Origin of the sequence: Dysgonomonas sp. ZJ279 (assembly GCF_011039205.1) — a bacterium.
Taxonomy (GTDB): Bacteria; Bacteroidota; Bacteroidia; order Bacteroidales; family Dysgonomonadaceae; genus Dysgonomonas.
On record NZ_JAAKEL010000002.1, the window covers coordinates 190,967 to 207,456 of the forward strand.

11 protein-coding genes are annotated in these 16,490 nt (G+C 38.7%); 4 read left to right on the top strand and 7 right to left on the bottom strand.

Going from position 1 to position 16,490, the window contains the following annotated elements; translation table 11 throughout:
• Positions 1-17 precede the first annotated feature (17 nt).
• From G7Y57_RS04685 to G7Y57_RS04700, 4 genes are read right to left on the bottom strand one after another with little or no spacing between them, the layout of a single operon-like run.
• Positions 18-1,184 carry an AGE family epimerase/isomerase gene (locus G7Y57_RS04685; protein ID WP_165021200.1) on the bottom strand — a complete coding sequence of 389 codons (1,167 nt, stop codon included), beginning with the start codon at positions 1,182-1,184 and terminating at the stop codon, positions 18-20.
• The gene (locus G7Y57_RS04690) at positions 1,184-2,584 is read right to left on the bottom strand and encodes an MFS transporter (protein WP_165021039.1); all 1,401 of its coding nucleotides are present in this window, start codon (positions 2,582-2,584) and stop codon (positions 1,184-1,186) included. Before G7Y57_RS04690 ends, G7Y57_RS04685 begins: the two co-directional genes overlap by 1 nt.
• A gap of 17 nt (positions 2,585-2,601) precedes the next feature.
• Positions 2,602-3,777, bottom strand: a complete 1,176-nt coding sequence (locus G7Y57_RS04695) for a glycosidase (protein WP_165021040.1) — start codon at positions 3,775-3,777, stop codon at positions 2,602-2,604.
• A gap of 28 nt (positions 3,778-3,805) precedes the next feature.
• On the bottom strand, positions 3,806-5,092 hold the full coding sequence (locus G7Y57_RS04700; protein WP_165021041.1) for a glycoside hydrolase 5 family protein: 1,287 nt from the start codon (positions 5,090-5,092) through the stop codon (positions 3,806-3,808).
• Between the two features lie 750 nt (positions 5,093-5,842).
• Here G7Y57_RS04700 and G7Y57_RS04705 point away from each other — a divergent pair.
• From G7Y57_RS04705 to G7Y57_RS04715, 3 genes are read left to right on the top strand one after another with little or no spacing between them, the layout of a single operon-like run.
• Positions 5,843-9,055: a SusC/RagA family TonB-linked outer membrane protein gene (locus G7Y57_RS04705; protein ID WP_165021042.1), complete on the top strand. Its 3,213-nt coding sequence runs from the start codon at positions 5,843-5,845 to the stop codon at positions 9,053-9,055.
• Positions 9,056-9,065: 10 nt separating this feature from the next.
• Positions 9,066-10,778, top strand: a complete 1,713-nt coding sequence (locus tag G7Y57_RS04710) for a RagB/SusD family nutrient uptake outer membrane protein (RefSeq protein WP_165021043.1) — start codon at positions 9,066-9,068, stop codon at positions 10,776-10,778.
• A 37-nt stretch (positions 10,779-10,815) separates the two neighbouring features.
• Complete coding sequence (locus tag G7Y57_RS04715; RefSeq protein ID WP_165021044.1) at positions 10,816-11,646, top strand: hypothetical protein; 831 nt, start codon at positions 10,816-10,818, stop codon at positions 11,644-11,646.
• Between the two features lie 102 nt (positions 11,647-11,748).
• On the opposite strand, the gene G7Y57_RS04720 is transcribed toward G7Y57_RS04715, so the two are convergent.
• Positions 11,749-12,630 (bottom strand): AraC family transcriptional regulator, encoded by an 882-nt coding sequence (locus G7Y57_RS04720; RefSeq protein WP_165021045.1) that lies wholly within the window; start codon positions 12,628-12,630, stop codon positions 11,749-11,751.
• Positions 12,631-12,730: 100 nt separating this feature from the next.
• Entirely contained in the window at positions 12,731-15,034 is a 2,304-nt protein-coding gene (locus tag G7Y57_RS04725; protein ID WP_165021046.1) for a glycoside hydrolase family 3 N-terminal domain-containing protein, read from the bottom strand.
• A 195-nt stretch (positions 15,035-15,229) separates the two neighbouring features.
• Here G7Y57_RS04725 and G7Y57_RS04730 point away from each other — a divergent pair, with 195 nt between their 5' ends.
• A complete protein-coding gene (locus G7Y57_RS04730) occupies positions 15,230-15,652 on the top strand; it encodes a C-GCAxxG-C-C family protein (protein WP_165021047.1) in 423 nt (140 codons plus the stop codon).
• Positions 15,653-15,721: 69 nt separating this feature from the next.
• Here G7Y57_RS04730 and tpx read toward each other — a convergent pair whose 3' ends face one another.
• On the bottom strand, positions 15,722-16,222 hold the full coding sequence (gene tpx, locus G7Y57_RS04735) for a thiol peroxidase (protein ID WP_165021048.1): 501 nt from the start codon (positions 16,220-16,222) through the stop codon (positions 15,722-15,724).
• Between the last annotated feature and the right edge of the window lie 268 nt (positions 16,223-16,490).

The window sequence follows — 16,490 nt, forward strand, 5'->3', positions numbered from 1 at the left end:
TTATTTTATTTGATTTATTATCTACAATTAAAATGTTCGATCATCTCCATACACATACGCCCATTGTGATAAGGGCATTTCCAGAACCCTGCTTTGTCATCTTTACGATTGAGTGAGCTATCTGCCAATCGGCTCCAATACCACTCGCCCTGTTCATAATCAATCAGCTGATTTTTTATGTACTCCCATGCTTTAGCAGCTTTTTCCCGATAGGTTACATCGTTTGAATTTTTATATGCGTACATATACCCTACTACAGACTCAGCTTGTACCCACCAATGACGTTCACCATCGGTGTGAGAACCTTCTTTTTCGTAGACCATACTGCCATCGGCTTCCAGTCCTTCGGATGCAGCATCTGCTATTTTCAGAGATAACGTTTTTATCTTTTCTATTAATTCTTTATCGCCTAATACCTCCGCTACCTCGAACAAGAGCCACGACGCTTCAATGTCGTGCCCATAAGAAACTGCCGTAGATTTTACATTCCATTCCTCGTCGAAGAACAGATTGAGGTGATTTGATTTTTTATCTAATATTTTCTCTGTGAATATATCTATCAACCTGCGTTGAGCATCTTTCAATCGGAAATCGTCCCATACACGACAAAGATTGGTGTAAGGTTCTAATACATGTAAATGCGTATTCATTGTTTTCTTCTCATTCGCATCTTTATCGCTCAATCGCATGTCGTCTATCGGCTTCCAATCTTGGGTATACGCTTCAAAATAGCCACCCAGATTGGTATCACAGCATTTTTCGATAAGAAAAAAGAATTCTTTCGCCAATTCAAATGCTTCTGTATTACCCGTAGCTCTATAAAACTCGGAGAATCCGTACAAAGCGAACCCTTGAGCATAAACCTGTTTTTTTGTATTTACAGGACTCCCTTTATGATCCAGTTCCCAATAAACACCTCCGAAGGTTTTATCTATAAAATGTTCTTTTATATAATCGAAAGCTCGTTGAGCCATCTCCAAATATTCTTCTTTCTTAAGAATACGATAAGCGGCAGAAAATGTCCATAATATGCGTGTATTGAGAATAGCGCCTTTATTAGCTTCTGCATGTAGATTCTCATGACCATCTATACGACCATAAAAACCGCCACCTACTTCGTCTCTCATCTTCTCTATCCAAAAAGATAATATATTATCTATCAGTTCTTTTTGAAAACCTTCCATCATTGTTTCTCATTTCTTTTGGTTGCTAATTCTGACGTAATTTCACCTAGTTTACTTTCAGTAAGTGGATACATCGAGATAAATAATACAGACAGGACCGTTCCTATTGCAGGCAAGAAACTCAACATCATGCGTATTCCTTCTTGTGCCTCGGCTGACTGAACTACATTTGCCTTAAAACCGAAATAAGCCAACAGCCATCCTGTTAATGCTCCACCAATAGACCAACCAAATTTTTGAGACATGGATGATGACGAGAATATCAACCCTGTAGCTCGACGCCCCGTTTTCCATTCTGAGTAGTCAGCAATATCAGCATACATCGACCATAATAACGGGAATATACTTCCTGCGCAAGCACTAATCAATATTTGTAATGCAAGCATAAGAATGATATTGTCTTTCTCTACAAAGTAGAACAGAATACTGAATATAGTAGCGAAGACCATCGCAAAAAGATAGGTTTTCTTTTTTCCTATACGATTAGAGATAGGTGTTACAAAAAGAATTCCCAGTATATTTGCACCTTGCCCTAATACCAAATAAAGAGTCGTTAATGATAATGCAGAACCCAAGATACCCAAATCGAATGTATCAGAAACAGTAGCATAATATTTAAAATAATAGACTGCCGCACCATCACGAATCGAGTTGAAAATTAAAGCTGCAATACCAGCTCCAAGCAATATCCACCAAGGCTTATTCTTAAATAAATCGCCTACATCTTCTTTAAGTGAATTGCCTGTTTCTTTAATCGGACGAACCCGTTCCTTGGTCCAAAGGAAAGTACACAGAAAGAATCCTACGGCAATAACAGCAAATACAACCGCCGACATTGACCAACCAAAAGTCAAATTGACAGTATCGCCTTGGGTACTGAAAAATTGGACTAAGGGTTCGATCAACAACAGTGCTAAAATACTTCCTCCAAACGCAAAAATCATACGATAAGAAGATAATGCTGTCCGCTCTTTGGGGTCGGACGACATAACGCCTAATAAAGAGGCATACGGAACATTGATGAGTGAGTAAATCATCATCATCAACGAATATGTGATATAAGCATATACAATTTTACCAGATACAGACAGGTCGGGCGTCGTAAATGTAAGTACACCCAATACGCCAAAAGGGATAGCGACCCATAACAAATAAGGTCTGAATTTTCCCCATTTAGTTTCGGTACGATCACTAATAACACCTACCACAGGATCGAAAAGTGAATCCCAAATGCGCGTTACCAGAAACATGGTTCCAACTATGGCGGCATCTATACCAAATATATCGGTATAGAAAAACATCAGATACATACCGAACAACTTCCAAAACATGGAAGAAGCGGCATCACCCAAGCCATATCCGACTTTTTCTCTTAATGTTACTTTATCTGTATTATTCATGGTAAATCGTATACTTATTAACTTCGTATTATTTCGTTTTTCTTTATTAAAGATGTCAATGTCTGAACTGACGTAGCCGAACGATATCCATCAGGCTTCGTATTCAAACAATAATCTAATAATCTATCGATAGAGGAAACCGCAACGTGCATACGAGTATCGCATGATGCATAGTAAATGTAGACGGTCCCGTCATCGTCGGCAATCCACCCATTGGTAAACAACACATTGGAAACATCGCCAACACGCTCTTCGCCTAATGGAGCCATAAGATGCCCGGCCGGTTCGGCAATCAACCTGTCAGGTTGATCCAAATCGGTGAGATAAAGATATAAAACATATCTCAATCCGGCAGCACAAGCACGCACTCCATGTGCCAGATGTAGCCATCCTTTCGATGTTTTGATCGGATGAGGACCCTCTCCATTTTTCAATTCTTTAATAGTATGATAGTAGCGGAAGTTTATTATTTTTTCCTCTTTTACCTCCGCGTTTGTCATATCATCTACCAGCGCCCAGCCAATTCCGCCTCCGCTTCCGGCATCGATAAATCCATCCTGAGGACGCGTATATAAAGCATATTTACCATCTACAAACTCGGGATGTAAGACTACGTTTCTTTGTTGACTATTGGTCTTTAGGTCCGGCAAACGTTCCCAATTTTTCAAATCTTTGGTGCGCACGATACCTGCTGCGGCTACCGCTGACGATAAATCACCACTCGGGGCTTTAGGGTCTTTGCGTTCGGAGCAAAAAGTACCATAAATCCACCCGTCTTCGTGCGCAGTAAGACGCATATCATATACGTTAGTATCCAGATATGCAGTTTCAGGTATTACAATAGGATAGTCCCAAAATCGAAAGTTATCTATACCGTTAGAACTCTCGGCTATTGCAAAGAATGATTTCCGGTCGTTACCTTCCACACGCACAACCATGAGGTATTTGCCCTGCCATTTTATAGCTCCGGCATTGAATGTGCCGTTAATGCCAAAACGCTCCATAAAGTATGGATTCGTTTCTGGAGATAAATCATATCTCCAGAATACAGGGGCGTGCCCTGCGGTTAATACGGGATTTTTATATCGTTCATAGATCCCGTTTCCTGGTAATACAGGTGCATTTTTGAGTGTAACCAAACTCTCATATTCTGCAGTAACAGTCTCCAGACGTTTTTTAAATAATTCGTTCATTATTCTACTTTTTTATTTGTACTTTATACTACCTATTTTTATTTATCTGACTCGCATATTCCTTGATCACTTTAATCGTAGAATCGGTGTCAAATACTGAATTTAAACCTTGTTCTTCTTGCGACGGATCGCCTACATAATCGTCCCACGGCTGCCAATACGTATGTTGGGGACGACCGATACCGCCCCATGCCCAAAAATTGCAACCGGCTAGAATATCTTTATTTTCTGATGATTTATCTATTTGTGTAAATATGTTTGCATAATATTTATCGCGTGCTGTTGTAGGATCATCCAGTGAATATTTATGATTATCGCGTGGGAATCCAAATTCTTCAATTACTACAGGTTTATTTAATTTCCTAGCTACAACCAAGTGATCCTGAATGTATTTGTTTGTTTGAATAATAGCTGTATCCACCGATTGTGGAATCTGAGTAATATCAATCCAGCTCCAGTTTTTTGGCCAGATGTGTATTGTTATATAATCTACATTCGGATCAGCATGAATTTCTTCAAAGAGGTTCATATCTTCCTCAGTCCCTTTAGTTCCTTCGTTACCTATCGAAATAAGATGATTGTTATCTAAAGAGCGAATAAGTGCCGTAGTCTCTTTTAGCCATTTCGCAAATGCAGGTTTACCCGAATCACTGAAAGCACGGGGCTCGTTACCCACCTGCCACGACATGATGGCTGTGTCGTCTGTATATTTTTTGCCTGTATATCTATTTGTTCTCGTGATTACGTTTTTTACATGATTAAAGAATAATGTCTTACAACTGTCGCAATCGGCATACTGCGCTACATGGTTAACAAACACAGGCCAGTCTTGCACCCCGGCTTCGGGAACATCGCCTTTTCCTGCCCAATTGAGATACTGCCCATATCCTCCGCTCCATTCCCAACTATTGTTTAGATAAAGGACCGCATACATATTTCGCTTCTCCATTTCGGCAAGAAGAAAATCTAATCCATCAAAAATTGTATCATTATATACGCCCGGCTCAATTTGCAAAGTCGGCATAACCTTCACCGCCTGTCCGGCAGGGCCATCTGCCCCAACAAGGACACGAAGATTATTTATACCCTTTGCTTTCATGAAATCTAACTCCTCAAGCAAACGCTCGCGGTTACCGCCTTGCCCAGTAGAACCAAGGATAGCTCCATACCAATAATTGGTACCAATAAAATAATAAGCCGAGTCGCCGACAACAAAGTGGCCACTTTTTTGTTTTACAAATACATTCGGAAGCTCTTTCTCCTGACAAGAAAAGAGGGCGAAAGTTAAGGTTATAAATAAAAGGAGTTGTTTCATGGTTTATTTTATATTTAGTTTTAGGGTAAAGAGTCTTTCATTAAATAAACAAGATAAAAAAGCAATATGTTAATATTTATATAAATGTATGTACATATGTTTATTGGTGGATTCCTTACTGATTAAAATAGTAGAGACTAAACACATTGCAAATTTATCAATACTAACAATAATATGTTGATATTTTATTATCAGATAGTGATACTTTTTTATCATAATTAGAATAATCAGAATCGATAAGCTACATATAGCGATTAAATAATGATTAAGATTATCGCAATAATACAATACTATATAGATTTAAACCAACCCTCCAGTTAATTTTAATACATTTAAATATAGATATTTAGTTAAAAATACAAGGAAGCTTATACGACTTGATTCCTCTTTTATATTTTATCTTTATTTATTGGGGTTATTTTGGTTAAAATATCACAGATAAAATAATTAGATGCTTTTTTGCAAAGAAAATATTATTATTGGATAAAAAAGTATCTGTGTTTTCACATTTTACTCTAGTATATTTGCAATACTATAATACCATTGACAAAAGACAAAATTGTTTAACCATAAAATTTGAATCATAAATGAATAGAACAACTTATAAAATTTATTAATTTATTGTTACTGACCCCTTCTGCCTAATAAAAATGGCTACCACTTCAAAAAATGTACGAATTGTTTAAAAAATTCAACCTAGGCATATCCAATTACGTAGGATACTAGGTTTCACAAAAACATATTAGTAATATGAAAATCAGAAATTTAAACCATGTTAGATCACGCTCCAAGATTATAACCCTTTCCGGGCTGGTAATCGCACTCCTACTGATGGTTCTTCCTTGTGTTTCTGCCAGAAGTGCGGATCTGAGCACAAAAGAATCTACTCAAGCCGAAGGCCGGACCATAACCGGTGTTGTAAAAGATGTTACAGGCGAACCACTGATTGGTGTAAGTGTTTCCATAAAAGGAACAACCATTGGCACACTTACCGATATGGATGGAAATTATTCAATTAAGATACAGAACGAAAATAATGTACTCGTTTTTTCTTATATCGGATTTATACCTCACGAAATTACAGTTGGTAATAAAAAAGAAATCCCTGTTACACTTAAAGAAGACACTCAAAATCTTGATGAAGTTATAGTTGTCGGCTACGGTGTTCAGAAAAAGAAACTCGTAACTGGTGCAACCCTCCAGGTAAAAGGAGATGACCTTCAGAAATTGAGTACAACAAGTGCTTTGGAAGCATTACAAAGTCAGGCGCCAGGGGTTAATATAACCCAGACATCAGGCATGCCGGGCGAAGGTTTTAAAGTAAATATCCGTGGATTAGGAACTGTTGGCGATGCTGCTCCTTTGTATGTAATCGACAATATTCCCGGAGGTGACATAAACAACCTCAATCCTGCAGATATCGAATCAATAGATGTACTGAAAGATGCTGCATCATCTGCTATCTACGGTTCGCGTTCTGCTAATGGTATTATCCTTATAACAACTAAACAAGGGAAAGCAGGTAAAATACAAGTAACCTACGATGCATTTTTCGGCTGGCAAAATGCATACCGCATGCCATCGCTGCTTAATGCGAAAGAATACATGACCGTTATGAACGAAGTTCGTTTCAATGAAGGTAATGATCCTTATGATTTTGCGGCTCTGGTTCCCAATCAGTATAACGCAATTATGGACGGTACATGGAACGGAACAAACTGGTTGGAAGAAATTCGCAACAAGAATGCATTGACTCAGAATCATGCTTTCAATCTGACCGGAGGATCGGAATTATCCAAATTTTCTATGGGTTTCTCATACACATCTCAAGACGGAATATTTGGAAAACCTGTAGCTCCGAATTATAGCCGCTATACCTTCCGTATCAATTCAGATCATATCCTGCTAAAGGCAAGTGGTTTTGATGTAATAAAGATTGGAGAGAACGTTACTTATTCATACAATGAGAAATCAGGTATTGGTATTGGTAATCAATACTGGAATGATGTTCATAATATGGTGGTTGCAAATCCACTTATGCCTGTATACAATAGCGATGGCGGATACTATGACTACTATAGCAAACTAGCTGATGGATGGAATCTTGATGGAGCAACAGCTAATCCTATTGCCGATATGGAGTACCGCCGCGGTCACAATATATCTAAAACTCACAATCTACAGGCCAATGTATATGTAGAAATACAGCCGATAAAGAATTTGAAATTGAGAAGTAGCTATGGTTACAAAATGAGCTCTAACAGCTATCGCCAATACAGACCGGCATTCAAATTATCTACAACAAACGAAGCCGGCGATCAGGTAAACCAAACCCAAAGTCAGGGAAATAGCTGGACATGGGAGAATACACTAAGCTATTCATTCAAATTGAACGACGTTCATTCTTTTGAAGCATTAGCCGGACAGTCGTTAGAAAAATGGGGTATGGGCGAAAACCTGGGAATAACTAATATAAACTCTATATTCCCAGGATCTTGGAAACATGCCTATTTAATTAATACAGGAGGTGTAACATCCTCTGGCACCAGCATAACTGGATCTCCTTGGGACCAAGGGCGGCTGGCGTCTTTCTTCGGACGTGTTAATTACAACCTGAAAGAAACTTATATGGCGACAGCCATAATACGTGCTGACGGCTCATCCAATTTTGCTCCTAACAAGCGATGGGGCTATTTCCCTTCATTCTCTGCCGGATGGGTTGTAACAAACGAGCCTTTTATGGAGTCGACATCTAATTGGATGGAATTCTTCAAATTGCGTGCCAGCTGGGGTCAAAATGGGAATCAAAATATAATTCCTTTCCAATACTTATCAACAGTAGCTTTTGATAATTTCAATAATTATTATTTTGGAAATGACAAGATAACCCAGTCTATCGGAGGCTATCCTGATATAATAGCAAATAATAAGGTATCATGGGAGACATCCGAACAATTAAATCTAGGTTTTGATGCCCGTTTCATAGGCAGTCGTTTAGGTGTTGCTTTTGATTGGTATACTAAAAAGACCAAAGACTGGCTTGTACAAGCTCCCGTACTTGCTTCATATGGTGCAAATGCTCCATTTATAAATGGAGGAGACATTGAAAATAGAGGTTTAGAACTAGGGTTAAGCTGGAACGATAACGTATCGGACTTTACATACGGAGCCAATCTTAATCTTGGCTATAATAAGAATGAAGTAACCAAAATAGATAATACTGAAGGAATAATTCATGGTCCTGAGAATGTATTAAGTCAAGGTACTAAAGAAATGTATCGCGCACAAGTGGGCTTCCCTGTTGGATACTTCTATGGGTATAAAACCGCAGGAATATTCCAGAATGCTGATCAGGTTGCTAACACTACTGCTAAACTGGCAGGAGCTCAACCGGGAGATGTTATGTTTGTAGACACTAATAATGACGGATTTATCACAGATGACGACAAGGTGATGATCGGTAATCCGCATCCGGATGTAAGATTGGGATTTTCGCTGAATTTCGGATATAAAGGAGCTGATCTTTCCTTTACAGCTACAGGAGCATTCGGTCATCAAATAGCTAAATCTTACCGTTCGTTTGCAGATAGTCCGCTACAAAATTATACAACAGAAATATTTGACAGATGGCACGGAGAAGGTACATCGAACAGACTTCCACGCCTGACTAGTGGTAGTAATACCAATTGGCAATACATCTCAGATATTTATATCGAAGATGGAGACTATCTGAAAATGCAAAATATAACATTAGGTTACGATTTTAAAAGATTATTTCCTAAAATGCCTCTGGGACAAGCACGACTATATCTGACAGCACAAAATCTATTTACAATAACCAGCTATTCGGGAATGGATCCTGAGGTTGGATATGATTATGGCGACGGTTTCGCTTCAGGTATAGATTTAGGATTCTATCCTAGCCCAAGAACTTATTTGATTGGTGTAAATCTCAAATTTTAATTAGAAAACGATGAAAAAGATAATATATACATTAGCAGCAATCCTTTTACTTTCGGGCTGTAATGATTTTCTCGATACAGACAATCTAACAAAAAAGGATACCGGAAACTTTCCTGTGAATGTGACCGATGCTGAACAAATGCTTACGGGTATCTATGCTACTCTGAACAAAGCGATATCAAACCCTTCGCACACCCATTTCTATATGGCAGAACTCGCTTCTGATGACCGATTTGGCGGGGGTGGAGAAAATGACAAGGATATGCAAGGACTTGACCACTTTATGAATACTAAATCGAGCCGCTTCGGAACATTCTGGGCTGCACGCTACAAAGGCATCTTCCGTGCTAATACTGCTATCGAAACATTAGACAATATTAAAGGATGGGAAAGTGAAGACCAAAAAAACCAATTATATGGTGAGGTATATTTTTTGAGAGCACTTTTCTATTTCGAAATGGCTCAAATGTTTGGCGAAGTTCCTTTAGTTTTGAAAACAGAAGTTCAAAATTTACCAAAGGCTCCGGCTGATCAGATTTATGCTCAGATAGCTTCAGACTTAAAACAAGCTATAACTCTCATGCCTTCTAAACCATATACATCTGTAACTTCCGGACACGCAACCAAATGGTCGGCAGAAGCTTTGATGGCTCGCGTCTATCTTTTCTATACAGGATATTATCAAAAAGGCGAACTGCCTCTTGCCGAAGGCGGTAGTGTAGATAAAGCACAAGCTGCTGCATGGCTGGACGACTGTATTGCAAATAGTGGACATTCTTTAGCTTCTGATTTCCGTAACCTTTGGCCTTATTCGAACGAATATACTGCAAAAGACTATCCTTATGCTAAAAAGAATGGATTGAAATGGGAAGGTGATGGCAACAAAGAAACTGTATTTGCTGTTAAATTTTCTAATAAAGCGTCGTGGGATTCAGACGGTAGTGTGGATAACACAGGCTATTCAAATCAATATATTCAGCATTTTGGCCTTCGTAGCAATAACGGGGAAGAAGATACTTATCCTTTTGGACCGGGATGGGGTGCAGGACCGGTTAACTCCAACTTATGGAAAGAATGGCAAATAGCTGAACCCAATGACATTCGCCGCGTAGCTTCTATTCTGAATGTGAACAATAATTCCGAAGTTAAAAGCTTCATTTGGGGGGCTGACAAACAAATGGAAGAAACAGGCTATTGGCAAAAGAAATATACAACAATACGTGCGCATAAAGAAGATGGCAGCCTGGTTGGTTCATATACAATGTTGATGTTTGGATATCCTGAAGAGAATGCATCCATATCGCATAGTCAGGATTTAGTACTTATCCGTTTTGCCGATGTATTATTAATGCATTCTGAGTTGAAAGGAGATGCAACAAGTTTAAATAAAGTGCGTACTCGTGTAGGATTGCCATCTGTATCTTACTCTCTTGATGCTATCAAAAGAGAACGCCGCTGGGAATTGTCATTCGAAGGTTTACGTTATTTCGATTTGATGCGCTGGGGAGATGCTGCTGCAATGCTAGCCAAACAAGAAGGTGTGACTGTTTACAACAAAGGCTTAGAAACCACAATGAGAGCATTCGGTGGTGGCTATCGTGCCCGTTACGAAGCGACAGGCGGATTCTGGGCAATACCCGAAGATCAGATTGCACTATCTAATGGCGTATTAACGCAAAATAAAGGTTGGGGTGGAGCAGATGCTGAATTCCCGGGCTGGTAATTAGTATATTGTTCAGATAATTAAAGAATAAAACAATATGAAAAAAATAATTTTATATTTCATGCTCTTAGCACTTACCTCTCTTACAGCTTGTGATCCTGTTGAATCCAGAGAAACATTGGACGGTGCAATTACGGCAGAGCAATTAAATATTTCCGCGACACCAATTGTTGTAAATGGGAAAAATTCCAATAAGGTAATTCTAAAAAATAATAGTCCTGTACTATCATGGTGGAATTATGGAACGGGTACTACACAGATGCAAACCGATACCGTTTTACTTGTATTAAAAGGAGAAAACAGTATCACTTTTACAGGTCAGAATGGCGATGGATCTCAGATTTCTAAAACGATTACTGTAAACGTAGAAGAACTTTCATTTCCTGTACCTCCAGAATGGGGCTATCTATGTGGAAGCGGTAGCAAAACATGGGTTTGGGATGAAACTGCACCTTCGGTATGGGGTAATGGTGGATATAAAAATGACAAGGCTCCTGCATGGTGGACTCTCAAAATAGGAGATATAAACGGGCAAGCAGCAAATGAAGGAACCGGAGCCAGTATGGATTTTTCCATCAGCGGTGCTGCATTTACTAAATTGAAATCTGACGGATCATCCGAAAAAGGGTCATTTGCACTTCTCATGACGAGTGTAACTCTTGATGACAATGGAAATGTTTGGGCAAAAGGGAAACTTAAAACAAAAGGAACTACAGTTTTGTGTGGTAAATCGCCAAATGAAGGTGGAGCACCAGTCTACGAATATGATATACTAATATTGAACGATAATAAAATGATACTAAGCTATCCAGAACCGGGAGTTGGTTCGGGAGGCACAGCATGGTTCTGGGTATTCAGAGCAAAATAAGATTTTGAGTAGATTGTTTTGAGATTATTTATTAAGAGCCGAAGAACATATGTCCTTCGGCTCTTAATCTTTTTATATAAAATCAGATAAATAAATTGAATGCTATAAGAAAAACTTAGAGCCCTTATAGTTCTCTCTGAACTCGCGGGGAGTACAGCCTTTCTTCTTTTTGAATATCCGATTAAAATTGGATAAATTGTTGAAGCCACAATCCATCGCAATTTCTGCTACGCTTTGTGTAGAATCGACCAGCATGCGGGTTGCATGCCCAAGGCGGATTTCATTCAAAGAGTCTATAAAATTACGCCCGGTTCTTTTCTTCAGAAAACGACTAAATGCCACTTCCGTCATACCCACCAAGCCGGCAACATCAGACAATTTAATTTCTTCTCTGTAATTATTAAGCATATGATTATAAACCCTTTCAACCCTGCGGCTATCATATTTTTGATCATTCACATTAAATGCCCGGCTCGACAATTCCCGCATAGATTTCGAGAGGGATAAGTCACACAAAATTCCGATCAATTTCAAAACAGAATGTGCACCTTGGTGCTCAGAAGCCAAAGAATACAATCTATCCTTCATTTGGAGAATCGTTTCTTTAGAGAATGTCAGCCCGTAAGATGCTTTCTCAAACATCTCTTTTACAGATCGGAATTGATTTTTCTGCAGCAAGTGTTCATTAAATAAATCACCGTGAAACTGGATTGTTATCTCCTTAATTTCAGGACAATCGCATTTGTGATTTAGCCAGCCGTGTTCGAGGCTGGGACTTGCAATAAGAGTTAACTCCAAATCTTCTATCTCTTCAATACTATCACCTACAACGCGTTTAGCTCCTTTTCCGTACTCAATAAAATTGAGTTCATATTCTGCATGAATATGAATAGGGAAAGTAAACTCGCTCTTAACTCGTGAGAAAATCATAAAACAATCGCGATCTGACAACGGTGTAACCTCTCTGAATACCGACTCTTTCATCTTCTAGGCAATTATGTGTTTAGAAACACAAGATAGTTCAAATTACAAAAAAACAGTCGTTTTTTATGATAAAATTTTTTATGATTATAATTTACATCTATCAATCGGTAAATACCACTGTCTTACGGCATTGCACATCTTCGGCAGATTTGGCAAACATAAATTCAAATTCGCCCGGTTCTGTAACATATTGCATTTGCGAGTTCCATAATCCCAGGTCTTTATAAGACAATTTAAATGTTACATTTTTACTTTCTCCGGGTTTCAATTCTATTTTTTCAAATCTTTTCAGAGCCATCACCGGAGTCGTTACCGTTCCAATTTTATCATGGATATAAAACTGAACAACCTCTTTGCCTATCCTATTACCTGTATTGGTTATTTTGACCGAAACATTTAAATCTTCTTTTCCAAAAGACTCTTTAGATACCTGCATTTCCGAATACTCGAATGTTGTATACGATAATCCGAATCCAAATGAGAATAACGGGTCGGGAGAAGAGAATACATAATCTCTACCGGGTTTTTCGGGACTGCCCGGCTCTCTGTTGATTCCTTTTGCAGATGGTTTATAATCATAAAAAACAGGGATATGACCTACCGATTGAGGGAATGTAGCATTTAGTTTCCCTGATGGATTTACGTTCCCAAAAAGAATATCAGCAACAGCATTTCCACCTTGTTCGCCAGGATACCACGCCTCTAAAATAGCAGGGATATTCTCTTTTTCCCATTTGATACTCCATGGTCTTCCATGGACTAATACAAGAATAACAGGCTTTCCTGTGGCAGCTACAGCTTGAATCAAATCCCGTTGTACTCCTATTGGATTAATGTCAGTAAGGTCATATCCTTCGCCCGTTGTAAACGGATCTTCTATTTCGCCCTCACCAGGACCTTTTCCCCATCCTAAGCCCGATAGAATAACACTTGTTTCACCGAGAACAACTACAACAGCGTCACTTTCTTCGGCGGCTTTTATGGCTTCTGCAAAACCTTCTTTGCTTAAGTCTGTAATACCACAACCTTTAGCATAATTTATTTTCACATTATTACCTACCACATTTTTGATACCTTCGAGTATTGTTACACCCGATTTATTATCACGTGTATAACTATAATCGCCATACTGAACCTGATCGGCATTAGGGCCTATAACGGCAAGGCTGCGAAGTTTTTTCTTATCTAATGGTAACAGGTTATTATTATTCTGCAACAACACAACAGACTCCTCAGCTATTTCGCGAGCGAGTGCTATATGTGCAGGTGTATGTACTTTGCTCTTTATGTCATTCGGATTTGCATAGGGCTTTTCAAACAACCCGGCTTTGAACTTAACAGTCAAAATACGGCGAACCGCTCTATCCACTAATTCTTCAGATATTTTACCATCTTTCACTAGCTGCACCAATGAAGGGTATACATCGGGGCGCGCAGCCTCCAAATCGACGCCGGCACGAACAGCTCGAATTGCTGCTTCTGGTCTGTCTTTAGCTATATTATGGAAGTTATATAGGTGGGATACGCTACCGTAATCGGAAAAAACATATCCTTCAAATTTCCACTCGTTGCGCAGTACCTGATTCAACAAAAAATCACTTGCATGAGCCGGTACCCCATCCACCTCATTGTAAGAAGGCATGACAGAGTATACATTCGCATCTTTTACCACCATCTCGAAAGGAGTCAAATGTAAAGTCCTCAATTCGCGCTCGCCAAGCGATGCCGGAGCTAAATTTATCCCAGCCCACGGAACACTATATCCTGCGAAATGCTTTGCTGTACACATCACTTTCCCGGCAGGTATACCTATCTTTGTTTGTTCGGGTCGACCCTGCATACCTGTAACAAAGGCTGAACCCATTATCCCAACCAAATAAGGATCTTCTGCATAACATTCTTCGTTTCTACCGTATCGGGCATCTCTTATCAAGTCGAATAAGGGAGATAAAGCCTGATCGACACCGGCAGCCGAAGCTTCTGTTGCAATTGCCGAACCCATTCTTTCGATAAGTTGCGGATTCCATGTGCTACCTTGTGCAATAGCCTGCGGATAGATTGTTGCCCCATAAGCCAATACTCCATGCAAGCATTCTGCGATCTGAATAGGTGGAATACCTAGACGAGTATTCTCACGCCCATGTTTTTTAGCCTTAGCCGATAAATCGGCTACCTTATCCAAACCGACGAAAGGACTTTCACAGACACCATAGACTCCGGGTTTATTGACAAAATCATTTAAACTGGTCATACCCATCTGTTCTATTTTCTCTTCGAGGGTCATACGCTGCATTAAATCGTTTACACGATCTTCTACCGAAGCTTTGGGATTTTTATAAACTTGTGCTTGCAATGATAAAATAGCCATAAAAGCTATACATAGGTATATACTTCCAAATTTCATATATTATTATTTATTGGGTTAACAGTTAGTTATATAGGATATATTCTACTGAGGTTCAGAAAATATTATATCAAATATAATACATATCGTATTCATAAATAACCCTTCAGCAATATTTATTGTTAAAATAAACTATGATAATTTTTTCTATATACATAACATACATATTATTATATTTGTATAACAATAGTTTTCATGGAAAATAGAATAGATAAAGCATTGGAGTTATTTGATAATGGCTACAATTGCGCCCAGTCGGTTTTTGTCGCTTACGCTGATTTGTTCGATATAGAGAGAAATACAGCACTTAAATTATCTACCTCATTTGGTGGAGGAATGGGAGGCATGCGCAATGTTTGCGGAGCAGTATCGGGTATGTTTATGGTTGCAGGACTAAAGACCGGCACATCTATACCTCGCGACAGAGAAGGTAAAAAGAGGAACTACGACACAGTACAACTTCTTGCAGATAAGTTCACACAAGAAAACGGATCTATTATTTGTAGTCAATTGTTAGGTCTCGAAGCCTGCCCTACTCCTCTCAAGAAAAAACCATGCAGAGAATATATCCGCTTTTGTGCCGAATTGCTCGAAACAAATCTGAAAAAAGAAATATAAGATAATCATTCTAAACAGAAAAGCACCTGCAAGTATTTGCAGGTGCTTTTTTTATTTTAGTAATATCAATTATTTAATCGTATTGATAGCTGCTTGATAATTCGGTTCGTTCGTTGTCTCAGGAACTAATTCTGTATATACAACTTTTCCTTCGGGATTTACCACAACTACCGATCTGGCCAATAGACCTTTCAACGGACCATCGATAAGTAAAACACCATATGTTTTTGCAAAAGTATCATTTCTAAAAACGGAAGCCGGAATAACATTCTCAATTCCTTCAGTTGTACAGAAACGACCGGCAGCAAATGGTAGATCGGCAGAAATTGCAAGAATCACTGTATTGGGTAAACTCGCAGCTTCTTTATTAAACTTTCTTACCGAAGCAGCACATGTGCTAGTATCCAAACTTGGAAAGATATTAAGTATCACATTCTTTCCTTTTAGTTCTTTTAATGATAAATCTGACAAATCATTCTTTACAAGTGTAAAATCAGGAGCAACAGAACCTACTGCTGGTAATTGACCGATAGTATTTATTTCTCCTCCGTGTAGTGTTATTTTAGACATCTGTTTATAATTTAATTAATATTTTATGATTGTAATTCTTCGATTTTATGTTACATGAATCAGAACTTATGTATTCCGGAAACATGAATCATTAGAACAGCTAAAGAGGACAAAAGGTTTCGTAAGAAATGATCTTTTGTTAAAAAAAGAATCGCTATACCCTTCTAAAGTACACCGATTCTATATGTTGAAGTGGTCTAGACTTTTTGTTTTTCGTATTATTTTGTCATTCTGAGAAACGAAGAATCTCGGTTGTGAGATGCTTCTC